Below are 23259 nucleotides of genomic sequence, written 5' to 3'. Positions count from 1 at the left end.
CCCGCGGGATGGGAGCCTGCGACGGTGACACGGACCATCTACGACGCCGTCGGCGGGATGCCCGCGCTCGTCGCCCTCGCTCACGCCTGGCACGAGCGCGTCCTCGTCGACCCCGTCGTGTCGCACGCCTTCTCGCACGGCTTCCACCCCGACCACACCATGCGGCTCGCGGCGTACTGGGCCGAGGCTCTCGGCGGCCCGCCCACCTACTCGGGCTCCATGGCGAGCGAGTCGACGGTCGTGCGGCTGCACTCCGGCAACGGTCCGCACCAGGAGATGGACGAGCGGGCGCTCGAGTGCTTCGAGCGAGCCGTCGAGGACGCCGGACTCTCCGACGACCCGGACGTGCGCGACGCGCTCGTCGCGTACTTCAGCTGGGCGGTGGGCTACATGAGCACCTACCACGGATCGGCCGACGACGTGCCCGACGGCCTGACCGTGCCGCAGTGGTCGTGGGACGGCCTGGTGGAGGGCACCGACTCCCGGGCGACGGCCTCGTCGGCTCAGCCCCAGTAGTCGTCGATCGCCGCGGGTCCCTCGTCGCCGCCGGCAGACGTACGCCGCTCGGTGACCGTGAGACGTCCCCGGTAGAAGAGCATCGGCCGGCCCGACTCACCGTCCTCGAGGTCGAGGACCCGGCCGACGACGACGTCGTGGTCCCCGGCGACGTGCACCTGCTCGACCGAGCAGTGCACGCGCATGAGCACGCCCGGGAGGCTCGGGCCACCATGGTGCGACGGCTCCCAGTCCAGGGAGTCGAACCGGGCGCCGCCGGCCGAGCCGAAGCGCGCGATGAGGTCGCGCTGCTCGTGCCCGAGCACGTTGACGGTGAAGCGCCCGTCGTCGCGCATGCGCGGCCACGACCGGCCGCGGTGGTCGGCGCAGAAGAGCACGAGCGGCGGGTGCAGGGAGACCGACGCGAACGACTGGCAGGCGAAGCCGACGGGCTCACCGCCCTCGGCGAACCCGGTCACGATCGTCACGCCCGTGGCGAAATGGCCGAGTGCGTGGCGCATCCGCTCCGGCGTCGGCTCACCCGTCTGCCCAGCCGTCATGCCGGATCCTGCCGGGGACCGGGCTCACGCGCCTCGCCGAACGCCTGGACGAGCGCCGCGAGACGAGAGGCCTCCCGGCCGGCGAGCGGACCGTCGGCCTTCTGGATCGCCATGACCGCGACGGTGTCGCCGTCCTCGAGGTCGAGGGTGACCCAGGGCTCTCCCCCGCCGAACTGGATGCCGACGACCTCGGGCCACTCGAGCGTGCGGGTGAGCACGAGGTTGCGCACGACGAGCCCGGCGCGGCTCGGCACCGCGCGGATCGACGCGTACCGCCAGGCGAGGAAGGCGATCGCGACACCGAGTCCGAAGAACATGAGGCGGTCGCCGAGCCCCCACCGGCCGTCGACCTGCGCCGGCATGACGACGGCGATGATGCCGAAGACGGCGAGCGAGGACCAGACCACGCCGAGGGCGACGCCCCGTCCCCGCTTGGGCCGGAAGGGCGCCCACGCGGCGGAGTCGGCGGCGGGGTCGCGCTCCGGCCGGGAGGAGGGCTGCTGCGTCATCGGTTCACGTCCGTCGTCCCCGTCGTGCGTCACAGCCGGCAGGCGGCGATGTCGGTCACGAGGATCGCCCGCGCGCCCAGGTCGTAGAGCTCGTCCATGAGTCGGTTGCGCCCGATGCGAGGCACCATGGCACGCACGGCGACCCACGCCTCGTCCTGCATCGGCGAGACCGTGGGCGACTCGAGGCCCGGGGTCAGCCGGCAGGCCCGGTCGACGAGGTCCTTCGGGCAGTCGTAGTCGAGCATGACGTACGTGCGGGCCGTGATGACGCCGGCGATGCGCCGCTGGAGCACCTCGATGGCCTGGTCCTCGCCGGGGCGGTCGCCGCGGATGAGGACGGCCTCGGACTGCAGGATCGGCTCGCCGAACACCTCGAGGCCCTGCTGGCGCAGGGTCGTCCCGGTCTCGACGACGTCGGCGATGCAGTCGGCGACCCCGAGGGTGATGGCCGTCTCGACCGCACCGTCGAGGCGCACGACCTCCGCGGCGAGCCCACGAGCGGCGAGGTCGGAACGCACCAGACCGGCATACGACGTGGCGACGCGCTTGCCCGCGATGTCGTCGACGGTGGCCACGTGGCCGGGCTTGCCGGCATACCGGAAGGTCGAGGCGCCGAAGCCGAGCGACATGACCTCGACGGCGCTCGAGCCCGAGTCGAGCAGCAGGTCACGACCGGTGACGCCTGCGTCGACCGTGCCGGACCCGACGTAGACCGCGATGTCGCGGGGGCGCAGGTAGAAGAACTCGACGTCGTTCTCGGCGTCGGCGACGACGAGCTCCTTGGTGTCACGGCGTACGCGGTAGCCCGCCTCGCGCAGCAGCTCGACGGTCGCGTCGGAGAGAGAGCCCTTGTTGGGCACGGCGATTCGCAGCATGGAGTGAACAGTCCTCAGAGGTGGGAGTAGACGTCGTCGAGCGAGATGCCCTTGGCGAGCATGAGGACCTGCAGGTGGTAGAGGAGCTGGCTGATCTCCTCGGCGGCCTCGTCGTTCGACTGGTACTCGGCGGCCATCCACACCTCGGCCGCCTCCTCGACGATCTTCTTGCCGATCGCGTGGACGCCGGCGTCGAGCTGCGCGACGGTGCCCGAACCCTCGGGTCGCGTCTGCGCCTTCTCGGCCAGCTCGGCATACAGCTGCTCAAAGCTCTTCACGGTGCCCCAGCCTACGGGCCGTGCAACCGTGTCCCGGACGGTGCTCACGTCGTGGCGACGCCGCGGAGGGCGACGACGGTCGCGACGGCCGCCGACGCGGCCTCGTGGCCCTTGTCCTCGGCGGATCCGGGGAGCCCGGCGCGGTCGAGCGCCTGGGCCTCGTCGTCGCACGTGAGCACGCCGAAGCCGATCGGCGTGCCCGTGCGCACCGAGACGTCGGTGATGCCGACGGTCGCGGCCTGGCAGACGTAGTCGAAGTGTGGCGTGCCGCCGCGGATGACGACCCCCAGCGCGACGAGCGCGTCGTAGCGGTCGGCGAGGGTCGCGCACGCGACCGGCAGCTCGAACGTCCCGGGGACGCGGACGACGTCGACGTGCGTGACCCCGGCATCCGCGAGGCCACGACGCGCGCCGTCGAGGAGGCCGTCCATGACCACGTCGTGCCAGCTCGCCGCGACGACGGCGACCCGCAGCCCGGTGCCGTCGGTGCTGATGGTGGGGGCGCCGTCCTTCATGCCGTCTCCTTGCCGTGCCGGTCGGTGGGGACCGGGATGTCATGGCCCATGCGCTCACGCTTGGTCGTGAGGTACTGCTCGTTGTCTGCGCCCATCGGTCCGTGGAGCCGCTCGACCGCGACGACGTCGAGCCCGAGGTGGCGCAGGGCCGCGACCTTGTTGGGGTTGTTCGTCAGGAGGACGACCTGCGTCGCACCGAGGTCGTGCAGGATCGCCGCACCGGCGGCGTACTCCCGCGCGTCGACCGGAAGGCCGAGAGCCGTCTGGGCATCGACGGTGTCGGCGCCGCCGTCCTGCTGGGAGTACGCGCGGAGCTTGTCGACGAGCCCGACCCCCCGGCCCTCGTGACCGCCGAGGTACACGACGACGCCGCCGTCGCGCCCGACGCGCGCCAGCGATGCCTGCAGCTGGGGTCCGCAGTCGCAGCGCAGCGACCCGAACGCGTCGCCGGTCAGGCACTCGGAGTGCAGGCGCGTGACGACGGGCCCGCTGCGGCCGCTGCCCTGCAGCCCGCGCGGGCTGACGAGGGCGACGTGCTCGTCGCCCGTCAGGGTGTCGCGGTAGCCGTGGGCGGTGAACGTGCCGTGCACCGTCGGGATGCGGGTGGTCGCGAGGCGCTCGACCCGGTCGAGGCGCTGCCGGTGGTCGATGAGCTGCTCGATGGTGATGACGGGCAGGCCGAACTCGCGGCCGAGCCCGACGACGGCGTCGAAGCGCATCATCGTCCCGTCGTCGTGGACGAGCTCACCGATGACCCCGACCGGCGAGAGGCCCGCGAGCCGGGTCAGGTCGACCGCCGCCTCGGTGTGACCGGGGCGGGTCAGGACGCCTCCGTGGCGGGCGCGCAGCGGCAGGATGTGCCCGGGTCGGATGAGGTCGGCGGGCACCGAGTCGACGTCGGCGAGCACCCGGACGGTGTGCAGGCGGTCGGCCGCGCTGATGCCCGTGGTGACCCCTGACGCCGCATCGACGGACACGGTGTAGGCGGTCCGCAGCGGGTCGCGGTTCTCGGCGACCATGAGCGGCAGCTCGAGCCGGTCGGCGATCTCGTCGGGCATCGGCGCGCAGAGGTAGCCGGACGAGTGGCGGATGGTCCATGCCATCCAGTCCTCGGTGGCGGTCTCCGCCGCGAGGACCAGGTCGCCCTCGTTCTCGCGGTCCTCGTCGTCGAGGACGAGGACGGGCCGGCCGGCCTGGAGGGCCTCGAGGGCCTCCTCGACGGTGGAGAGGGTGGTCATGACTCGACCTCCTGTCGGTCGGTCTGTCGGTGGCTGAGCAGTCGCTCGACGTACTTCGCGATGACGTCGACCTCGAGGTTGACGACGTCGCCGACCCCCTTGTGCCCGAGCGTCGTCAGGTCGAGCGTCGTGGGGATGAGCGAGACGCCGAACGCGTCGTCGCCGACGTGGGCGACGGTGAGCGAGACCCCGTCCACCGTGATCGAGCCCTTCTCGACCACGTATGCCGCGAGGCCCGGTGGGAGCGTGAAGTCGACCGTCTCCCAACGGTCCCCGGGCGTTCGCGCCGTGATGGTGGCAGTCCCGTCGACATGGCCCTGCACGACGTGACCACCGAAGCGACCGTCGGCCGGCATCGCGCGCTCGAGGTTGACGCGGTCACCGGGGGCCAGGGCCCCGAGACTGCTGCGGTCGAGGGTCTCGGCCATGACGTCGACCGTGAAGCCCGCGGCGTCGTGCTCGGTCACGGTGAGGCAGACGCCGTTGACGGAGATGGAGGCGCCGTGGGTGGCGTCGCTGACGACGAGGGGGCCGTCGATGCGCAGCACGGCCGAGTCGGCGCCGTGCTCGATGGCGGCCACGGTTCCGAGCTCCTCGACGATTCCGGTGAACATGACTGTCTCCTCAGGGTTCTGCGTGCACTCGCGGGTGGGCGCCGGCGTGGATGCGGACGTCTCCCCCGACGACCGTCACGTCGACGAGATCGAGGCGTCGGACGTCCGCGATGGAGGTGATGCCGAGGTCGGCCACGGCAGCGCGGCCCGAGCCGAGCAGCGCCGGGGCGACGTAGGCGTAGACGTCGTCGACGAGACCGGCGCGGAGGAACGCCGCGGCGAGCGTGGGGCCGCCCTCGAGCCAGACGTCACGGATTCCGCTGTGCCACAACCGGCCCAGTGCCTCGCTGGGGTCGCGAGTGGTCAGGTGCAGCACCTCCCCCGGAGCGTCGTGGAGGCGCGCTCCGGTCGGAAGTGGACGCTCTCCCATGACGACGCGAAGGGGCTGGCGCGGCGCCAGCCCGCCACCCGGCATACGCACGGTGAGACGGGGGTCGTCGGCGAGCACGGTGCCCGTGCCGACGAGGACGGCGTCGCGGGTCGCACGCAGCGCGTGGACGTCGGCGCGAGCCGCCTCTCCCGTGATCCACTGGCTGCTCCCGTCGGCGGCCGCGCTCCTGCCGTCGAGGGTCGTGGCGAGCTTCCACGTGACGAGCGGTCGGCCGAGGGCCACGCTGCGCGCCCACCGGTCATTGAGCGTGGCCGCCTCGTCGGCGAGCACACCTCCGGTCACGTGGATGCCGGCGGCGTGCAGCACCTCGGCGCCTCCCGCGGCGTCCGGGTTCGGGTCCGACTGAGCGAAGACGACCCGCGCAACACCCGCCTCGACGAGGGCCTCCGCGCAGGGACCGGTGCGGCCCGTGTGCGAGCACGGCTCGAGCGTCACGTAGGCGGTCGCCCCCCGGGCCGCGGAGCCTGCGCAACTCAGGGCCTCGATCTCGGCGTGCGGCGTGCCGGCCCCGTGGTGGTGGCCCTCGCCGACGACCAGGGCGCCGTCGGCCGCGACGATGACACAGCCGACCCGCGGGTTGGGGTCGGGCCACGGCCCGGATGCGGCGAGCCGGAGGGCTCGTCGCATCCATGCCGGGGCGGCCGTGTCACCCATGGGTCAGCTCGACGTTCCGGTCAGCTGCGGCTCGACGTCGCGTTCGGCGACCCGTGACACCTTGACCCACTGTGTGAAGCCGTAGATGACGAAGAGGCCGTAGAAGGTGTACAGCACACCGGTCGGCACGTAGTCGGTCGCGAAGGCGAACGGCACGCCGACGAGGTCGACAGCGATCCAGGCCAGCCAGAACTCGTTCCAGCCGCGCGCCATGGCGTACGTCGCGACGATCGAGCCGACGAAGATCCAGGCGTCGCACCAGTAGAACCACCACTCGGGCGTGAAGAACGGGTTCGGCGAGAGGTTCCACAGCCAGACGAAGGCCTGGTGCACGACGACCGTGCCGACGAGCCAGAAGACGACGACGGCGACGCGCTCGCGGCTCGTGGCCCAGCGAGGCGTGATCGCCACACCGCTCGAGTCATCGGCGTGGTTGAGCCTGCGGACCTGCGACCAGCGCCACCAGCCGTAGATGCTCGTGATGATGAAGAAGACCTGCCGGCCGGCCTGACCGAAGAGCGGGATGCGCTCGTCGGCCCCGAAGACGGCACCCAGGTAGACGAAGAACAGCATGATGTTCGCGAGGATCCCCACCGGCCAGGCCAAGACCCACCGGCGCATGCCGAGGTAGGCGGACGCGAGCCCGATGAGGACACCGATCAGCTCGAGCCAGTGCAGCTGGTACTGGCCGATCGGGATGGTGGCGTCGATGGCCTGTTGGAAGACGTTCTTCGTCTCGTCGGCCAGAGCAAGAGCCTGCATGTGGTGTTCGTCCTTGGTCGTTCGTCGTGGCACGGACGAACTCCGGGGTGACTCCACACGCCCACGCGGTCCGGACCCGGACGGACGATGCCGACGGCCCAGGCCACCACGGCCTGTTTCGTGCTGCCTCCCATCCGGACTTTCACCGTCGGTCCCGGAATTTCACCAGGTCAACCGGCCGCTGGATGCGGTCGGGTCGCGGACTTTAACCGCCGGCTCGGAATTACACCGACCCCGGAGCACGTAGAGCCAGTATGCACCCGCGTCCGTCGGCCGCGCACGCCGCGACCGCGTGATGGCCGCCACGGCAGCCGCGCCTGCCGTCCGTGACGGCGGCGCCCACGCGGTCAGGAGCACGGCCGCGCGACGGAGAATCGCTCCCGGACACCGTGTCGAAATCGCCCGTCCCCGTTCGTGTAGTAGGCATGACGCGGACAACAGGGTCCGCCGGACAGAAGGAGCCAGTCGTGGCCGAGTACCTCCTCTACTTCAACCAGCAGTGGGTGGGCGACCACTCCGAGGACTGGTTCCGCGGTCGCGGACCTCTCGCGATGGCGACCGTCGACGAGATGAAGGCTGCCGGCGTGTACGTCTTCGCCGGGGGTCTCGAGGAGGAGGATGGTCCCGTCTACCACGCCGATCCCTCCAGCGGCAGCGTGATGATCACCGACGGTCCCTACGTCGAGACGAAGGAGTTCCTCGGTGGCTTCGCCATCGTGGACGTGCCCGACGACGAGACCGCCAAGATGTGGGCCGGGAAGATCGCCGAGGCCTGCGGTTGGCCCCACGAGGTCCGCCGCTTCAAGCCGCAGCCGAAGGTCGACTGACCGCGGCGGGTCGCCGCGGCCGTCGGGTCAGTGCCGGTGCGTGAGAGCCAGCGCGCGCAGCTCGTCGACAGCGGCCGCGGCGTCCTCGGCGCCGTAGACCGCTGAGCCGGCGACGAACACGTCGGCTCCCGCCTCGGCGCACTGCTCGATCGTGTCGGCGCTGACGCCACCGTCGACCTGGATCCAGATCTCGCCGCCGTGGCGGCGCACCGCCTCGCGCACCTGGCGCACCTTGGGCATCTGGTCGGCCATGAAGGACTGCCCGCCGAAGCCGGGCTCGACCGTCATGACGAGCACCATGTCGAGGTCGGGCAGCAGGTCCTCGTAGGGCGCGAATGCCGTCCCGGGCTTGAGCGCCATCGACGCTCGAGCACCCGCGGCGCGCAGCGTCCGCGCCAGCGCGCGAGGGTCGCGTGCCGCCTCGACGTGGAAGGTCACCGACTGGCACCCCGCCTCGGCGTAGGCCGGCGCCCACCGGTCGGGGTCCTCGATCATGAGGTGCGCATCGATCGGGATCGGGCTCACCGCGAGCAGCGCCTCGACGATGGGCAGCCCGAGAGTGAGGTTCGGCACGAAGTGGGCGTCCATGACGTCGACGTGCGCCCAGTCGGCGTTCGAGATGCGCCCGAGCTCCGCCTCGAGGTTGGCGAAGTCGGCGGACAGGATGCTCGGTGAGATCTGCACGCGCACAGCCTAGGGGCGGGTGGCGGGCGTCAGGCACCGCCCTTGGTCCACACCGAGACGTGCGACTCCGACTCCGCCGTGAAAGGAGTGCGGTCCCAGTCCGCCCAGCGGTGCGTCAGGGTCAGGCTCGCGATGCGCGCCATGAGGTCGAGCTCCGACGGCCACACGTAGCGGTGCGCCGAGGCGGCATACCTCGCCAGCTCCCGACCCTGTGCGTCCTGTTGCCCCTCCCGGACGTAGTGGTGCGAGACCGACAGCTGCGACACGACGTCGACGGTGTCGAAGCCGACGTGGCGACTCCCGACGTGGAAGGGTACGGCGGTCTGGCCCGGCGGCATCCGACGCAGCTGCGGCACGAAGACCTCGACGACGAAGCACCCTCGAGGTGCAAGCTGTTCGGCGACGGTGCGGAAGCACTCGACCTGCTCGTCCTGGGTCAGCAGGTTCGTGATGGTGTTGTAGACGAGGTACGCGAGGCGGTAGCAGCTGCCCACCCGGGTGGTCGCCATGTCACCGATCGTCACCGCCAGCCGGTCACCACCCGGCTTGCGTCGCAGCTGCGCCACCATGGCCTCAGAGACGTCGATGCCGTGCACCTCGACGCCGCGCTCCGCGAGCGGCATCGCGACCCGACCCGTGCCGATCGCGAGCTCGAGCGCCGGACCCTCCCCGGCGAGCTCGTGGAGCACGTCGACCGTGGGACCGAGGACGGCCGGCGCGAACATGTGGGCTGATCCCGCGTCGTACGTCGGTGCCACCTTCTCGTCGAAGGAGCTGGGCTCGAGGTCGTCGGTCGCGTATGCCGTCACGGCCCCACCCTGCCCATCGCCAGGTCCGCGCGCGAGCGCTTTTCGGGCCTACCGCTTGCGCAGCAGGGCGAAGAACATGGCGTCGGTGCCATGGACGTGCGGCCAGAGCTGGACGTAGGGCCCCTCGCCGAGACCCGGCAGCTCGCGTCCGGAGGCGTCGACGAAGAGCGGGCGTGCGTCGACGAGCTCGACGTCGTCGCGCCGCTTGAGGATGTCGGTGACGACGAAGCGCGTCTCGTTGAGGTGCGGGCTGCACGTCGCGTAGCCGACGAGGCCTCCGGTCGCGGTGGCCTCGATGCCGGACTCGAGCAGCTCGCGCTGCAGCCCGGCCAGGGCGGCCACGTCGCCGGGGCCACGCCGCCAGCGCGCCTCGGGTCGTCGTCGCAGGGCTCCGAGACCCGTGCACGGGGCGTCGATGAGGACGCGGCTGAAGCCGCCCGGTTCGAGCTCGCCGAGCTCCCGGCCGTCTCCGTGTCGCACCTTGAGGCTCGTGTCGAGCTCGCGCGCCTCGGCACGAGCCGCGGCCAGGGTCTGCCAGACGAGGTCGGCACGGTGCTCGCTGATCTCGTTGGCCACGAAGGGGATCCGTCGCTCGATGGCGAGGGCTGCGAGCAGTCCCGCCTTGCCGCCAGGGCCTGCGCAGAGGTCGAGCCACCGCTCGTGCTCGGCGGCCCCACCCTCGGTGTCCGCGGCAGCGAGGGCGAGGACGAGCAGCTGCGAGCCCTCGTCCTGGACCGCGGCCCGCCCGTCGCGTACGGCAGAGATGGCTCCCGGGTCGCCCTCCGGCAGCGTCGCACCGACGGGGCTGAGCCCGGAGCGCTCCGCGCCGGCGTCCTCGAGCTCGTCGAGCGAGGCGAGGCCGGGTCGCGCGACGAGCGACACCTTGGCGGCGGCGTTGTCGCTCTCGAGCAATGCCGTCAGCGACTCCTCGACGTCGGCCGGACCTGCGGCGCCGTGCCCGATCAGGGCGGCTCGGAGTGCCTTGGCGATCCACACGGGGTGCGACGTGCGCAGCGCGAGGCGCTCGACCGGGTCGACGACGTCGCGGGTGACCAGGTCGATCCACTCGTCCGCCTCGCGCTCGCTGATGCGCCGCATGACGGCGTTGACGAAGCCGGCCGCGCCGGCCCCGTTGACCTGCCGGGCCAGGGCCACGGTCTCGTCGACGGCCGCATGGCTGGGGACGCGCATGCCGAGCAGCTGGTGCGCACCGAGCCGCAGGGTGTCGAGCACGTTGGCATCGATCTTGTCGACGGGCCGACCCGCGGCGGACGCGATGATCGCGTCGTAGAGGCCGGAGAGTCGCGTGGCCCCGTAGACGAGCTCGGTGGCGAAGCCGGCGTCCCGCCCGCTGATCCGCTTGTCGCGCAACAGCTTCGGCAGCGTGAGGTTGGCGTAGGCGCCGTCGGCGACCTCACGCATCGCGGTGTAGGCGGCGAGCCGGGGCGCATCTGTGCGCCGGGCCCGCTCGGACGGTCGCTGCTCGGAACGGTGACCGGCAGAGCGCTCGCGAGCCTGCGGCCGCTGGCGCTCTCCGCGGCGCCCGTCGCCCGGTCGACCGCCGCCCCGTTGCTCGTCACTCATCGCCGACCCCCTCCCCTGCCTCGATGCGCGTGCCTCGGGCCCAGTCTGCGGCCGCCATCGGCTTCTTGCCGTGCGCCTGCACCGTGCCCAGACGGATCGGGTCGCTGCCCGTGCCGACGAAGACGGCCTTCTTCGTCACGAGGAGCGTGCCGGCTCCGAGCGGGGCGGAGTCGGGGATCTCTCCCGCGTCGACCACGTTCACCGGCGAGACCTTGAGCCGCTCGCCGCGGAAGGTGGTCCACGCGCCCGGCGCGGGCGTGCAGCCGCGCACGAGCCGGTCGACAGCGGTCGCCGGACGCGTCCACACGATGCGGGCGTCCTCGACCTCGATCTTCGGTGCGAGCGAGACGCCCTCGGACGGCTGGGGGACGGCCACGAGGTCGCCCGACTCGAGGCCGTCCAGAGTCGCGACGAGCAGGCCGGCCCCGGCTCCCGACAGCCGACCCAGCAGGTCGCCGGCGGTGTCGGTGGGCCGGATCGTCTCGGTCATGACGCCGAGCACCGGCCCGGTGTCGAGACCGCGCTCGATGACGAACGTCGACGCACCGGTCACCTCGTCGCCGGCCATGATCGCGTGCTGGACCGGTGCCGCGCCACGCCAGGCGGGCAGGAGCGAAAAGTGCAGGTTGATCCAGCCGAGACGCGGGATCGCGAGCGCGACGGGTGGGATGAGGTTGCCGTAGGCCACGACCGGGCACGCGTCGGGTGCGAGAGCCGTGAGGGCGTCGAGGAAGTCGGGGTCCTTGACGCGCGTCGGGGTGAGCACCGGGATCCCGAGCTCCTCGGCCCGGCGACGGACGGGCGAGGCCTCGAGCCGCCGACCACGGCCCGAGGGTGCGTCGGGGCGGGTGACGACGCCGACGAGCTCGTGGCGCGAGGACGCGATGGCATCGAGGCTCGGCACCGCCGCCTCGGGGGTGCCTGCGAAGACGACTCTCATCTCACATCGCCCGGCCGAAGGTCGAGTGCGGGCTGATCCGTACCTCGGGCGGGTCCTCGGCGAACCACTCCGCCGCACGGATGGCCCGCATCGCCTCACGGCGCGCCTCGGGGCCGAGCCGGTCGAGGAAGAGGATGCCGTCGAGGTGGTCGGTCTCGTGCTGGACGCAGCGGGCGAGCAGCTGCGTGCCCTCGAGCACGACGGGTTCGCCCCACATGTTCTGCCCCTTGGCCACGACCGACAGGGCCCGCTTGGTGTCGAACGCCAGGCCGGGGATCGAGAGGCACCCCTCGGGACCGTCTTGCTCGTCGTCGGAGAGGTCGAGGACGGGGTTGACGAGGTGGCCGAGCACGCCGTCGACCCAGTAGGTGAAGACGCGGAGGCCGACTCCGATCTGGGGGGCCGCGAGGCCGGCGCCGGGGGCGTCGAGCATCGTGTCCTCGAGGTCCTTGACGAGCACGCGCAGCTGCTTGTCGAAGTCGGTGACCTCGGCGGCGGCGGTCCGCAGGACCGGGTCACCGAAGAGTCGGATGTCCTTGATCGACACAGGTCTCCAGGGGTCGGGAAGGCGTGGGGCGCCGCCAGTCTAGGACCGCGACGGCTCGTCGGCCGCCGCACCGGTGGCGTCACGGGTCGCGTCACGGGTCGCGTCACCGGTCGCGTCACCGGTCGCGTCACCGGTCGCCACGCCCGCGGCGGGTCCGACCGCGGCTGGGTCCTCGCTGCTGCGGCCCAGCTCGCGCACCGAACGGGACAGCAGGGCAGAGAGGGAGACGACGACGTAGACGCCGGCGCTGACGAGCATCAGCACCTCGGTGTCGACGGTCGTCGCCAGCCAGCCGTAGAGGAACGTCCCGATGGGGATGGCGACGAACGACCCGAGGGCGTCGTAGCTCGAGACCCGCGACAGCACCTGGACGGGGACGTGCTCGTGCAGGGCCGTGCTCCACCCGACGCCGAAGACCTCCACCGCGGCCCCGGCGAGGAAGAACCCGATGGCGACGGGCACGATCGCCGGCGCGGCGCCCAGGAGCACCATGGGGACGGCGAGCACGCAGATGGCGAGCATCCCGGCGCGCAACGGTCGCCGCAGCTGCAGCCGCAGCATGACGAGGGTCATCAGGACGGTGCCGACGGCCTCGGCGCTGAGCACGATGCCCCACCCTGCTTCGCCGATCGAGGCCGTCGACTTGGCGATGAGCGGACCGAGCACCCCGATGACGCCGGCGTGGATGGCGTTCGTCAGCCCGAAGGCGAGGACGATGACCCAGAGCCACTCGCGGCGGGTGAACTCGCTCCACCCCTCGCGCAGCTCGCGCACCATCGAGTGGTGCGGCCCACCCGCCTCCTGGGACCGGCGGGGCAGACCGACGCGCGTCAGGCAGACGATGGCGACGGCATACGTCAGCGCGTCTGCGGCCAGGGCCCACCCGGGTCCGACGCCGACGACGAGCAGGCCGGCGATCGCCGGTCCGATGATGGACAGGCCGCTGCGGCTGAAGGACAGCAGGGCGTTGGCCTGCTGGAGCCGGGAGCGGTCGACGACGAGCGGGACCATGCCCATCATCGCGGGCATGGTGAACGCCGACACGGCGCCGTTGACGCCCTCGATGACGGTCACCTGGGTCAGGGTCGCGTCGCCGCTGATGATGAGGTACGCCGCGAGCGCCTGGGTCAGGCACGTGAGGACGTGCGAGACCTGGAGCACGACGATGCGCGAGAAGCGGTCGGCGACGACTCCACCGACGAGGAGGAAGACGACCATCGTCAGGGTGCGCACCCCGAGCACCTGCGCGAGGGCCGCCGCCGACTGGTCGATGTGGAGGACGGCGAACGCGAGGGCGACGGGCACCATGACGTTGCCGGCCGTCGAGACCGTGCGCGCCGTGAAGTACCACGCGAACCTGCTGTCGGACAGGGCACCCATCGACTCGCGGACCTTCATGAGCTCTCGCTCCCGTCCCGGAGCCGGAACGCCGCCACGGACAGGGCGGCCCGGACGGTGCCCTCGGTGCGCGGCGGGCGCGCCGACGCGTGCAGCAGGGCGCTCGCCTCGTCGACGAGCGTCGTGACCTGCTCCCAGACCTCCGGCTCGACCCAGAGGTCGGCGTCGGTGAAACGGCTCGGCGCGCCGGGAGCGAGCTCGAGGTAGCGCCGCGGGATCATCTCGGCGAACACGCGCACATAGGCGAGCCGGTCCTCGTCACGAGTGCCCGGCGGACGCACGACCGGCGCGTCCCACGCGTGGCGGTACTTCTTGGCCTTGCCGCCGCGCACCGTCTCCTCCGCGGCGACCTCGAGCAGGCCTGCGGCGTGCAGCAGGCGCAGGTGGTAGCTGGCGTTGGCCTGGGTGACGTCGAGCTCGCGCGCGACCTCGGCGGCGCTCAGCTCGGCGCCGGTCAGCAGCGAGAGCGTCTGCAGCCGCAGCGGGTGGGCCGTGGCGCGCAGGTCGCTGATCCGCTCTTCCTCCAAAGACATGTTTGGGAGTATGCCGTCCGGCCGGGCCAACCGTCAAGCATTCCTTTGGAGGTCGTCCCTGACGATGGGTCGGGAGACCTCAGCCCTGACCGTAGGCGAGGTGCACGACGCCACTGTCGTAGGCCTCGGTCTCGAGCAGGCGCAGGCCCGAGACGGCCTCGTCGGTGAAGAGCCGCTCCCCCGCGCCGAGGACGACGGGGAAGACGAAGAGGTGCAGGCCGTCGACGAGCCCGTCCCGCAGCATGGCCCGGACGAGCGTGCCGCTGCCGCTGACGTAGAGCGAGCCGTCGACCTCGTCGCGGAGCGAGCGGAGGGCGTCCGCGTCGTACGGGCCGATGACGCGGGAGTTGTTCCAGTCGGGGTCGCGCAGCGTCGAGGAGACGACGTTCTTGCGGGCACCGTTGAAGAAGGCCGCACCGGGGTCGTCGTCGTCGCTGCGCGCCGACCAGGCCGGGGCGAACATCTCGTACGTCCGCCGCCCGAGGAGCAGCTCGGAGCCCGGGCCGGTGAGCCGCGCGATGGCCTCGCCCATCCTCGGGTCGAAGGGGAACTCGGCCGTCCAGCTCGGGCTCTCGTACACCCCGTCGAGCGAGATGAACTCGTGGACCTCGATGCGTCCCATGTGGTGCCTCCTGTCAGTCGGTGCTGTTCGGTCGTGCTGTTCGGTGGTGGTCAGTCGTTCGGCTGGTCGTCGCGCTCGACGTCGAAGGTGAAGCCCTGGGCCCGCAGCCGCTCGACGAGGACCTCGCCGAGGGCCGTGGCGGGCGTGCAGACACCGGCCCGGCGCGGCAGGCCCTCGTCCAGCGCCAGGGCGAGCGCGGTCTGTCCGAGCATGACCGCCGTACCGCCGTAGCCCGGGTCGTAGTCGGCGCCGACCCGCGTGCGGTAGCGCGCACCCGTCGTCGTCGTGGAGCGGATCTCGAGGCGGAAGCGTCCGGCGGCCTGCGCCTCGGGGCTCGGGCCCTCGCCCGGCTTGGGCAGGAAGCGGTCGATGACGGCCCGCGTCGGACGGAACGCCATACCGGCCACGACGCCGCCGAGTCCGACCGCCATCCCGCCGGCCAGGACCGGCGACATCGGGCCCGAGCCGAAGTCGGTCGCCTCGCGGTAGCGCAGGTCGCGACCGTAGGACCAGTCGGTCAGCGTGTTCGACAGTCGCACGATCCGGGTGTTGAACGCCGCCATGACGAACGGCCCGGTCCATCGTCCCGTGGACGGGTCGCGGTCGACGGGCACGAGCCGGCGCAGCCGATCGAGGACACCGCTGGACGCCCGGCGACCCGAGGACGGCTCCTCGGCGCGTCGGGGGCTCAACGCGTACGAGTCGCCGAGCACGCGGCGGGCGCCGGCGTCCGCCCGGGCCGTGATGGCCTGCTGTCGGGCGGAGTCGATGGTGCCGCCGGAGAAGCCACCCTTGAGCGACCGGACGAGCAGCGTCGTCTCGGCGAGCGTGCCCTCGCCGTCCGCGGCCACGCGCTGGGCCGTCGTCAGGACGCCGAGGTCGGAGGGGATGGAGTCGAAGCCGCACGCGTGCACGACGGCGGCGCCGGTCTCGCGGGCCCGGGCGTCCAGCTCGTCGAGGGACCACCGCACGAAGAGCACCTCACCCGTGAGGTCGGCGTAGTGCGTCCCCGACTCGGCGCAGGCCCGCGCCACCTCCTTGCCGTACGTCGCGTACGGGCCGACCGTCGTGGCGAGCACGCGCGTGCGCGCGGCGAGGGAGCGGAGGGCGGGAGCGTCCGTCGCGTCCACGGCCACGAGCTCCCAGGAGGCCGCGGCCCGCCCGAGCTCGACGCGCAGCGCCTCGAGCTTGGGACGCGACCTGCCCGCCAGAGCGATCCGGACGTCAGGCCCCGCGTGGGCGGCGAGGTGGGCGGCGGTCAGTGCCCCGACGAAGCCGGTGGCGCCGTAGAGGACGATGTCGAGCTCGCGTTCGGGCATGCCGTCACTCTGTCACGGCGGCGTGCCCGAGACGCCTCGGAGACGCGACGGCAGGTCAGAACGTGTCGAGCGGGTCGACCCGCACGGCCACGACGTCCGTTTCCTTGCGAGCCGAACGGAAGGCCTTGAGCGCCAGCAGGGCCCGGGTCAGCGACTCGGTCTCGGAGGCCGGCACGCGGACGAGCACGTGGTGGTCGGCGACGGCACGTTCGGGCTCCCCGTCGGCCGGGGCACGGCGGGGAGGTGCACCCGCGTGCGAGAGCCGGACCGGGCCGAGCACCTGGGCGACGTCGGGCAGGTCGGCCTGTCCGAGCGCCTCCTCGAGCGGGCGCCGGCCACCGGTCAGCTGGGCCACGCGCACGGCCGGCGGAAGGCCGAGCTCACGCCGCTCCGCCAGCTCGCGGGCCGCGAGCCAGGCGGGGTCCCACCGCACGAGCGCCTCGACGGCCGGCAGCGCCACGGCCTCCGGGGCGCCGCTCAGCACCACGGCACGCCCCTCGCGGGCCAGTGCCGCCGCGGCCATCCACCGCCGCACTGCCTCGAGCGGCGCGTCGAGCACGGGCAGGTCCAGGCTCGCCCACGCATCGAGCAGCAGCACGGCGGTGTAGCCGCCGTCGGCGACCGGCTCGGCCCCCGGCGTCGCGATGACGAGGGACGGCTCGCGCCCGACGACGGCGAGCACCTCGCCGGAGCCCGACGTGTGGACCGGGAAACCCGGGAAGGCGCGCCCGATCTCCTCCGCCGTGCGCCGGGCGCCCGTGATCGAGGAACGCAGCCGACGCGAGCCGCAGTGGCCGCACTCGAAGCCGTGGCCGCTCAGCGCCAGACCGCACCACCGGCAGGCCGGGGCCGTCCCGGAGGCTCCGAGCGCCACCGGCCCCTGGCAGCGCACGCACCGCACCGGAGTGCGGCACTCGGCGCAGCTGAGCGACGGCAGGTAGCCGCGGCGCGGCACCTGGACGAGGACCGGTCCGTCGACGAGGGCGTCCTTGGCGACGCGCCACGCGCGTGAGGGGATGTGGGCCCGGGAAGCCGGGCCGTCGCGCTCCTCGTCGACCCCCTCACCGGCGATGGTGACGCGTGGTGCGGCCGCCCGCACGGTCGCGGCATCGGCCTCGACCGGCACGAGCGCGCCCGCCTCGACGGCCACCTGGACGCGCAGGCTCCGCCCGAACCCTCCGGTGAGCAGGGCGGCGCCGGTCGCGGACGCCCTCAGCCCGAGCACGACGCCCACGTGGTGGTAGGGCGCCCGCGGCTCGGCGAGCAGGTCGTCGCCGTCGTCCCACCACGCGACGAGGCCGAGGTCGTGGACGGGGGCGAAGGCGGCCGCGCGCGTGCCGATGACGACCCGGACGTGGCCGCGGAGCACCTTGAGCCAAGCGGTGTAGCGCGCCTGCGGACCCTGGTCCGAGGTGAGCCGCACGTGGCGCCCCTTGCCGAGCACGGCGGTCAGGGCGGCGTCGAGCCGGTCGACGTCCCGGTGGTCGGGCACGACGACGAGCGCGCCCCGGCCCGCGGCCAGTGCCGTGGCCACGGCGACGGCGAGCGCCGCCGGCCAGTCCGCGTCTCCTGCGCGTCCCGGCAGGGCGGTCCACGCCGCGGCGGGACCCTCCCCGGAGGCGACCCGACGCAGCCACGCCGGCCCGGCCGGGTAGGCCGCCCACGCACCGGGGTCGGGTGCTGCGAGCTCGTCCTGGGGCGGGCACTCCATCGGGAGGTTGCGCTCGGCCGTGGCGTGGCGCTTGGGCACCGCGAGGCGGAGGACGTCGCTCAGGGTGCCGGCATACCGGTCGGCGACGGCGCGGCAGAGGGCGAGGACCTCGGGGGTCAGCACCGGCTCGGCGCTGACGACCCGGCGCAGCGGCGTCAGCCGGCCGTCGTGCAGGGGCTGGTCCCGGCGCTCGACGACGAAGCCGTCGAGCTCGCGACCCGAGAAGCGCACCCGCACGCGCGCGCCGGGCACGGCGTCGGCATCGAGCTCCTCGGGTACGGCGTACTCGAAGACGCGGTCGAGGTGCGCCAGCGGGGTCTCCACGACCACGGCAGCGACCGGCCGTCCGGCCGGTCGCTGCTTGGTCTCGTCGTCGCCCACGGGGGCGAATCTAGCCTCAGCCGGAGACGGCCGTGCGCAGGGCCTCGATGCGGTCGGTGCGCTCCCACGTGAACGGGTTCTCGACGCCGTCGGCCTTGGTGCGACCGAAGTGGCCGTAGGCGGCCGTCGGGCGGTAGATCGGGCGCAGCAGGTCAAGCGCGTCGACGATGGCGGCCGGGCGCAGGTCGAAGACGTCGCCGATGGCCTGCTGGATCTTGTCGACCGGGACGGTCTCGGTGCCGAAGGTCTCGATGTAGAGGCCGACCGGCTGCGCCTTGCCGATGGCGTAGGCGACCTGGACCTCGCAGCGACGGGCGAGGCCCGCGGCGACGACGTTCTTGGCGACCCAGCGCATGGCGTACGCCGCCGAGCGGTCGACCTTGCTCGGGTCCTTGCCCGAGAAGGCACCGCCGCCGTGGCGGGCCATGCCGCCGTAGGTGTCGACGATGATCTTGCGTCCGGTCAGGCCGGCGTCGCCCATCGGGCCACCGATCTCGAAGCGACCGGTCGGGTTGATCAGGGCCCGGTAGCTCGACACGTCGAGGTCGGTGCCGCTCTCGCGCAGCTCCGCGAGGACGGGCTCGATGACGTGGGCGCGGATGTCGGGCTCGAGCATGCCCTCGAGCGAGACGTCGGGGGCGTGCTGGGTCGAGAGCACGACGGTGTCGAGGGAGACGGCGCGGTCGCCCTCGTAGGCGATGGTGACCTGCGTCTTGCCATCGGGACGCAGGTAGGCGAGCTCGTCGCTCTTGCGCACCTGCGTCAGGCGCTCCGAGAGGCGGTGGGCCAGGTGGATCGGCAGCGGCATGAGCTCGGCCGTGTCGTCGCACGCGTAGCCGAACATCAGGCCCTGGTCGCCGGCGCCCTGCTTGTCGAGCAGGTCGTCGACGTCACCCGTGCGGTGCTCGTGCGCCGTGTCGACGCCCTGGGCGATGTCGGGCGACTGCGCACCGATGGAGATCGAGACGCCGCAGGTCCGCCCGTCGAAGCCCTTCTGCGAGCCGTCGTAGCCGACCTCGAGGATGGTCTCGCGCACGATCTTCGGGATCTCGACGTAGGCCGTCGTGGACACCTCGCCGGCGACGTGGACGAGCCCGGTCGTGACCATCGTCTCGACCGCGACGCGCGCCTGCGGGTCGTCGGTGAGCAGCGCGTCGAGGATCGAGTCGCTGATCTGGTCGCAGATCTTGTCCGGGTGTCCCTCGGTGACGGACTCGGACGTGAACAGACGTGCGGACACTTGCTCTCCCTCGGTCGGGTGCGGAGTTGGTGCGGGTGGTTCGGCGGCCCCGGTCCTGCGGATGGCAGGCCATGCTGGGGCGAGAGTCTAGTGCTCAGTCGAGCAGGGGCGAGATGGTGTCCCACAGCGCGGTGGCGACGGCGTCCTTGGAGGTCGGTCCGACCGTCGTCGCCTCGTCGCTGCCGCGCCGGAGCAGGTGCACCGTCGTGTCGTCCTTGCCGAAGGTCAGGTCGGCGCCGACCTCGTTGACGACCTGCAGGTCGCTGCCCTTCCGGGCGAACTTCGCCCGCGCGTGGTCCATGACGCTGCCGTGGGCATCGCCTGTCTCGGCGGCGAAGCTGACGATGAACGGCGTGCCCGTCCCACGGGCGTCGCGCTCCGCGACGAGCCCACGGACGATGTCGGGGTTCTCGACGAGCTCGACCCTCAGGCCGGCGTCGGGGTCGGAGGACTTCTTGATCTTGCTCTCGCTCACGAGCGCCGGGCGGAAGTCGGCCGGAGCCGCGGCCATGACGACGACGTCGGCATCCGACGCCGCCTCCTCGACCGCCCGCTGCAGCTCGAGCGTCGTCTCGACCCGCACGACGTCGATGCCCTCGGGCACCGGGACCGCGACATTGGCGGCCACGAGGATGACCTTCGCCCCGCGCTCGGCGGCGGCGCGAGCGATGGCCACGCCCTGCTTGCCGGACGAGCGGTTGCCGAGGTAGCGCACCGGGTCGAGCGGCTCGCGCGTGCCACCGGCGGACACGACGACGCGGCGGCCCTCGAGGTCGCGCAGCGGCGCCCCGGCCACCGCGGTCCCGTCACCCGAGACGATCGCGAGGCATGCGGCATACAGCGCTTCGGGCTCGGGGAGGCGGCCGGCGCCGGAGTCCTTGCCCGTGAGGCGACCCACCGCGGGCTCGATGACGTGCGCTCCGCGCGAGCGCAGCGTGGCGACGTTGGCCTGCGTGGCCGGGTGCTCCCACATCTCCGTGTGCATGGCCGGCGCGAAGGCCACCGGGCACCGGGCGGTGAGCAGGGTGTTGGTCAGGAGGTCGTCGGCCAGGCCGTGTGCGGCCTTGGCGAGCAGGTCGGCCGTGGCCGGTGCGACGACGACGAGGTCGGCCGCCTGGCCGATGCGCACGTGCGGGACCTCGTGCACGGACGTCCACACCTCGGTGCTGACGGGCTTGCCCGAGAGGGCGGACCACGTCGGCGCCCCGACGAACTGGAGCGCCGCCGCAGTGGGCACGACCGTGACGTCGTGCCCGTGCTCGGTGAAGAGCCGGAGCAGCGAGCACGCCTTGTAGGCGGCGATGCCGCCACTCACCCCGAGGACGACGCGCATCGGCTGCTCCGGACCCTTCGGGGTGCTCAGGCCTCGGTGGGCGTCGAGGTCAGCAGGCCCTCGTTGATCTCGCGCAGCGCGATCGACAGCGGCTTCTCGTGGACCTCGGTCTCGACGAGCGGGCCGACGTAGTCGAGCAGGCCCTCCTGCAGCTGGGAGTAGTAGGCGTTGATCTGACGGGCGCGCTTGGCGGAGTAGATGACGAGCGCGTACTTCGAGTCGGCGGCGGTCAGGAGGTCGTCGATCGGCGGGTTGGTGATGCCGATGGGAGCAGCCTGGGTACCGGACACAGTGATCTCGTTTCGTTGGTTTCAGCGGGCTTGAGGTGTGTGCCGCGACGTCGACGGCGGTGCGGTCGTAAGCCGTCGGCTGGCACACATCACGTCGGGACTCACCGGTCGGCGCGTCCCGATCTCATCAATGATACGAGTTCTTCGCTGGCCCGACGAACATCGTCGTTGACGATGACCTCGTCGAACTCGCTCTGGGCCGCCATCTCGCCCCGTGCGGTGGACAGGCGACGCTCGCGCTCGGCCTCGTCCTCGGTGCCGCGCCCGACGAGTCGGCGCACCAGCTCGTCCCAGCTCGGCGGTGCGAGGAAGACGAAGAGTGCCTCGGGCCACGTGTCGCGCACCTGGCGCGCGCCCTGCAGGTCGATCTCGAGCAGGGCGTCGCGGCCCTCGCGGATGACGCGCTCGACCGGACCCCGTGGCGTGCCGTACTTGGCGGCGCCGTGGACGACGGCGTACTCGAGGAACTCCCCCGCCTCGACCAGACGGTCGAACTCGTGGTCGTCGACGAAGTGGTAGTGCACCCCGTCGACCTCGCCCGGTCGCGGTCGGCGGGTCGTCATCGAGACGGAGAACCAGACGCCCGGGAAGTGCGTGCGCACGTAGGCCGCGATGGTGCCCTTGCCGACCGCGGTGGGGCCGGCAAGCACCGTGAGCCGACCACGCCGGGGGGCTGCTGGGTCGTGCTGGGGCTCCGCGGGCGACGTCGGGTCAGCCGACATCACGGCTTCTCGAAGCGGTGGAGCAGGGCTGCGACCTGGTTGGCCCCGAGCCCGCGCACGCGTCGCGACTCGGCGATGCCGACCTCGGCCATGATCGCCTTGGCGCGGACGCGGCCGACGCCGGGCATCGACTCGAGCAGCTCGGTGACCTTCATCTTGCCGATGACCGGGTCGGCCTTGCCGTCCTCGAGGACCTCGGAGAGCGAGCCGCTGGAGTACTTGAGCCGGTTCTTGACCGCTGCTCGCTCCCGACGTGCGGCTGCAGCCTTCTCGAGTGCTGCGGCCCGTTGCTCAGGGGTGAGCGGTGGAAGCGCCACGGTCTTCGGTCTCCTCGCTGCCTGCGGGGAGCGCCCTGCGCCCCCTGCCGTTCTTCACGTCTCGCGTGTTGTCTCCGCCGAACCTAGCGATCCGGCCGTGCGCGCCGCAACGCGGGGGCCGTGCCGGGACACCTCCCGCTGCCGTTCAGCCGACGTTCGGACGCCGCTCAGCTGCCGAGGTCGATCCCGCACGTCTCCTTGGCATGGGTCTCGATCCGCTTGGCCGAGCTCTCGAAGCCCTCCATGTGCTTCGTCAGCTCCGTGAGGTCGGGCTTGGCCACCGTGAACTTCGCGGCGAGCACCCGCAGCGAGGCCCAGTCGGTCTTGACCTCCTCGGGGGCACTCGCCTCGACCGTGGTGATGGTGGCGACGAAACGCGCCGCCGAGGCAGGGTCCTTGAGGGTCGCGCCCGCATCCTTCCAGTCCGCCTCGGCGGCCGTCAGGGCGTCGCAGTAGGAACCGGTCGACCCCGACGAGCAGGCCGCGACCGAGGTCGCCGTGAGGAGCAGCGCGAGGGCCACCGAAGAGCCCTTGCGCAGGGCGGTCGTTCGCATCACCACACCGTATGCCGTGTCGTCGGCGACGTCCTGCGACTACCCGAGGCAGCGCGCTGCCCGGGTCCGATGGTCAGGAGATGTCGAGGTTGCAGGTCGCCTTGGCGTGCGCCTCGATCTTCGTGCTCGAGGCATCCATCTTCGCGGTCGCCGCGGAGACGGCGCTCTTGTCGCCCGACGCCGCCGCGTCGACGAAGGCGATGAGGTCGCCCCAGGCCTGCTTGACCTCGTCCGGCGCGGCGGCCTCGATCTTCTGGAGCACCACCTTGCCCTGCTCCAGGGCGGCCTTGTCGCTGATCTTCGACGACATCGACTCGAGCTCCTTCTGCCCGGACTCGAGCGCCGCGCAGTAGGCGGAGTCGGCCGCTGCCGAGGCGCTCGTCGTGGTGCTCGACGCCGACGAGGACGCCGACGAGGACGCCGACGCGGTGCTGCCGGCTGTCGAGGACGGCTGGGTGCTGGAGCCGCACGCGGTGGCGAGCGGGATCGTCGCGGTGAGGGCGACGGTGGCGAGCAGTCGGCGTGCGCGTCGAGTGTGCGTCATGCCACAACGCATA

28 protein-coding genes and 1 riboswitch are annotated in these 23259 nt (G+C 72.4%); of the genes, 2 read left to right on the top strand and 26 right to left on the bottom strand.

Going from position 1 to position 23259, the window contains the following annotated elements; genetic code table 11:
- The first annotated feature begins 24 nt into the window (after positions 1-24).
- On the top strand, positions 25-516 hold the full coding sequence (locus AC1DW8_RS18075; protein ID WP_478095385.1) for a group II truncated hemoglobin: 492 nt from the start codon (positions 25-27) through the stop codon (positions 514-516).
- Here the strand turns inward: AC1DW8_RS18075 and AC1DW8_RS18070 are convergent.
- From AC1DW8_RS18070 to pnuC, 9 genes are read right to left on the bottom strand one after another with little or no spacing between them, the layout of a single operon-like run.
- Positions 504-1055: a flavin reductase family protein gene (locus AC1DW8_RS18070; RefSeq protein WP_056776542.1), complete on the bottom strand. Its 552-nt coding sequence runs from the start codon at positions 1053-1055 to the stop codon at positions 504-506. The two genes, AC1DW8_RS18075 and AC1DW8_RS18070, sit on opposite strands and share 13 nt — an antisense overlap.
- Positions 1052-1564 (bottom strand): PH domain-containing protein, encoded by a 513-nt coding sequence (locus tag AC1DW8_RS18065; protein WP_478095384.1) that lies wholly within the window; start codon positions 1562-1564, stop codon positions 1052-1054. Before AC1DW8_RS18065 ends, AC1DW8_RS18070 begins: the two co-directional genes overlap by 4 nt.
- 29 nt (positions 1565-1593) lie before the next feature.
- Complete coding sequence (gene hisG / locus AC1DW8_RS18060; RefSeq protein WP_056776539.1) at positions 1594-2439, bottom strand: ATP phosphoribosyltransferase; 846 nt, start codon at positions 2437-2439, stop codon at positions 1594-1596.
- A 14-nt stretch (positions 2440-2453) separates the two neighbouring features.
- A complete protein-coding gene (locus AC1DW8_RS18055) occupies positions 2454-2717 on the bottom strand; it encodes a phosphoribosyl-ATP diphosphatase (protein WP_028785574.1) in 264 nt (87 codons plus the stop codon).
- Between the two features lie 44 nt (positions 2718-2761).
- A complete protein-coding gene (gene ribH / locus AC1DW8_RS18050) occupies positions 2762-3232 on the bottom strand; it encodes a 6,7-dimethyl-8-ribityllumazine synthase (RefSeq protein WP_478095383.1) in 471 nt (156 codons plus the stop codon).
- Positions 3229-4470 carry a 3,4-dihydroxy-2-butanone-4-phosphate synthase gene (gene ribB, locus AC1DW8_RS18045; RefSeq protein ID WP_478095382.1) on the bottom strand — a complete coding sequence of 414 codons (1242 nt, stop codon included), beginning with the start codon at positions 4468-4470 and terminating at the stop codon, positions 3229-3231. The genes ribH and ribB overlap by 4 nt, the downstream gene beginning before the upstream one ends.
- The gene (locus AC1DW8_RS18040; RefSeq protein ID WP_056776526.1) at positions 4467-5084 is read right to left on the bottom strand and encodes a riboflavin synthase; all 618 of its coding nucleotides are present in this window, start codon (positions 5082-5084) and stop codon (positions 4467-4469) included. Before AC1DW8_RS18040 ends, ribB begins: the two co-directional genes overlap by 4 nt.
- A gap of 10 nt (positions 5085-5094) precedes the next feature.
- Positions 5095-6129 (bottom strand): bifunctional diaminohydroxyphosphoribosylaminopyrimidine deaminase/5-amino-6-(5-phosphoribosylamino)uracil reductase RibD, encoded by a 1035-nt coding sequence (ribD, locus tag AC1DW8_RS18035; protein WP_478095381.1) that lies wholly within the window; start codon positions 6127-6129, stop codon positions 5095-5097.
- A gap of 3 nt (positions 6130-6132) precedes the next feature.
- The gene (gene pnuC / locus AC1DW8_RS18030; RefSeq protein ID WP_056776522.1) at positions 6133-6891 is read right to left on the bottom strand and encodes a nicotinamide riboside transporter PnuC; all 759 of its coding nucleotides are present in this window, start codon (positions 6889-6891) and stop codon (positions 6133-6135) included.
- A 117-nt stretch (positions 6892-7008) separates the two neighbouring features.
- Positions 7009-7137: riboswitch (FMN riboswitch) on the bottom strand.
- A 221-nt stretch (positions 7138-7358) separates the two neighbouring features.
- Here pnuC and AC1DW8_RS18025 point away from each other — a divergent pair.
- Complete coding sequence (locus tag AC1DW8_RS18025; RefSeq protein WP_056776520.1) at positions 7359-7718, top strand: YciI family protein; 360 nt, start codon at positions 7359-7361, stop codon at positions 7716-7718.
- A 27-nt stretch (positions 7719-7745) separates the two neighbouring features.
- Here AC1DW8_RS18025 and rpe read toward each other — a convergent pair whose 3' ends face one another.
- The 17 genes from rpe to AC1DW8_RS17940 all read right to left on the bottom strand — a co-directional run bounded on the left by rpe (position 7746) and on the right by AC1DW8_RS17940 (position 23246).
- Positions 7746-8402 carry a ribulose-phosphate 3-epimerase gene (rpe, locus tag AC1DW8_RS18020; protein WP_056777706.1) on the bottom strand — a complete coding sequence of 219 codons (657 nt, stop codon included), beginning with the start codon at positions 8400-8402 and terminating at the stop codon, positions 7746-7748.
- Positions 8403-8431: 29 nt separating this feature from the next.
- The gene (locus AC1DW8_RS18015) at positions 8432-9211 is read right to left on the bottom strand and encodes a class I SAM-dependent DNA methyltransferase (RefSeq protein ID WP_478095380.1); all 780 of its coding nucleotides are present in this window, start codon (positions 9209-9211) and stop codon (positions 8432-8434) included.
- Positions 9212-9259: 48 nt separating this feature from the next.
- Positions 9260-10795, bottom strand: a complete 1536-nt coding sequence (locus AC1DW8_RS18010; RefSeq protein WP_478095379.1) for an RsmB/NOP family class I SAM-dependent RNA methyltransferase — start codon at positions 10793-10795, stop codon at positions 9260-9262.
- Positions 10788-11735 (bottom strand): methionyl-tRNA formyltransferase, encoded by a 948-nt coding sequence (fmt, locus tag AC1DW8_RS18005; RefSeq protein WP_478095378.1) that lies wholly within the window; start codon positions 11733-11735, stop codon positions 10788-10790. The genes AC1DW8_RS18010 and fmt overlap by 8 nt, the downstream gene beginning before the upstream one ends.
- A gap of 1 nt (position 11736) precedes the next feature.
- A complete protein-coding gene (gene def, locus AC1DW8_RS18000) occupies positions 11737-12282 on the bottom strand; it encodes a peptide deformylase (RefSeq protein WP_478095377.1) in 546 nt (181 codons plus the stop codon).
- A 39-nt stretch (positions 12283-12321) separates the two neighbouring features.
- On the bottom strand, positions 12322-13680 hold the full coding sequence (locus AC1DW8_RS17995; RefSeq protein ID WP_056776512.1) for an MFS transporter: 1359 nt from the start codon (positions 13678-13680) through the stop codon (positions 12322-12324).
- Entirely contained in the window at positions 13677-14213 is a 537-nt protein-coding gene (locus AC1DW8_RS17990) for an ArsR/SmtB family transcription factor (RefSeq protein WP_478095376.1), read from the bottom strand. The genes AC1DW8_RS17995 and AC1DW8_RS17990 overlap by 4 nt, the downstream gene beginning before the upstream one ends.
- A gap of 79 nt (positions 14214-14292) precedes the next feature.
- Positions 14293-14835, bottom strand: coding sequence for a dihydrofolate reductase family protein (locus AC1DW8_RS17985; protein WP_056776505.1), 543 nt, complete (start codon positions 14833-14835; stop codon positions 14293-14295).
- Positions 14836-14885: 50 nt separating this feature from the next.
- Positions 14886-16154 carry a saccharopine dehydrogenase family protein gene (locus tag AC1DW8_RS17980; RefSeq protein ID WP_478095375.1) on the bottom strand — a complete coding sequence of 423 codons (1269 nt, stop codon included), beginning with the start codon at positions 16152-16154 and terminating at the stop codon, positions 14886-14888.
- 55 nt (positions 16155-16209) lie between these two features.
- On the bottom strand, positions 16210-18246 hold the full coding sequence (locus tag AC1DW8_RS17975; protein WP_478095374.1) for a primosomal protein N': 2037 nt from the start codon (positions 18244-18246) through the stop codon (positions 16210-16212).
- A 16-nt stretch (positions 18247-18262) separates the two neighbouring features.
- A complete protein-coding gene (gene metK, locus AC1DW8_RS17970; protein ID WP_056776501.1) occupies positions 18263-19486 on the bottom strand; it encodes a methionine adenosyltransferase in 1224 nt (407 codons plus the stop codon).
- Between the two features lie 94 nt (positions 19487-19580).
- Complete coding sequence (gene coaBC / locus AC1DW8_RS17965) at positions 19581-20819, bottom strand: bifunctional phosphopantothenoylcysteine decarboxylase/phosphopantothenate--cysteine ligase CoaBC (RefSeq protein WP_056776498.1); 1239 nt, start codon at positions 20817-20819, stop codon at positions 19581-19583.
- A gap of 26 nt (positions 20820-20845) precedes the next feature.
- Positions 20846-21109: a DNA-directed RNA polymerase subunit omega gene (gene rpoZ, locus AC1DW8_RS17960; RefSeq protein ID WP_020143994.1), complete on the bottom strand. Its 264-nt coding sequence runs from the start codon at positions 21107-21109 to the stop codon at positions 20846-20848.
- Positions 21110-21210: 101 nt separating this feature from the next.
- A complete protein-coding gene (gene gmk, locus AC1DW8_RS17955) occupies positions 21211-21831 on the bottom strand; it encodes a guanylate kinase (protein ID WP_478095373.1) in 621 nt (206 codons plus the stop codon).
- On the bottom strand, positions 21831-22148 hold the full coding sequence (mihF, locus tag AC1DW8_RS17950; RefSeq protein WP_020143992.1) for an integration host factor, actinobacterial type: 318 nt from the start codon (positions 22146-22148) through the stop codon (positions 21831-21833). The genes gmk and mihF overlap by 1 nt, the downstream gene beginning before the upstream one ends.
- Before the next feature lie 167 nt (positions 22149-22315).
- Positions 22316-22702 (bottom strand): hypothetical protein, encoded by a 387-nt coding sequence (locus tag AC1DW8_RS17945; protein WP_478095372.1) that lies wholly within the window; start codon positions 22700-22702, stop codon positions 22316-22318.
- Positions 22703-22775: 73 nt separating this feature from the next.
- Positions 22776-23246, bottom strand: coding sequence for a hypothetical protein (locus tag AC1DW8_RS17940; RefSeq protein ID WP_478095371.1), 471 nt, complete (start codon positions 23244-23246; stop codon positions 22776-22778).
- Positions 23247-23259: the final 13 nt, after the last annotated feature.

The organism is Terrabacter sp. P2_E3 (assembly GCF_056403915.1).
The sequence above is the reverse complement of the archived record's forward strand: the minus strand, read 5'-3'. Positions and strand labels throughout refer to the sequence as shown.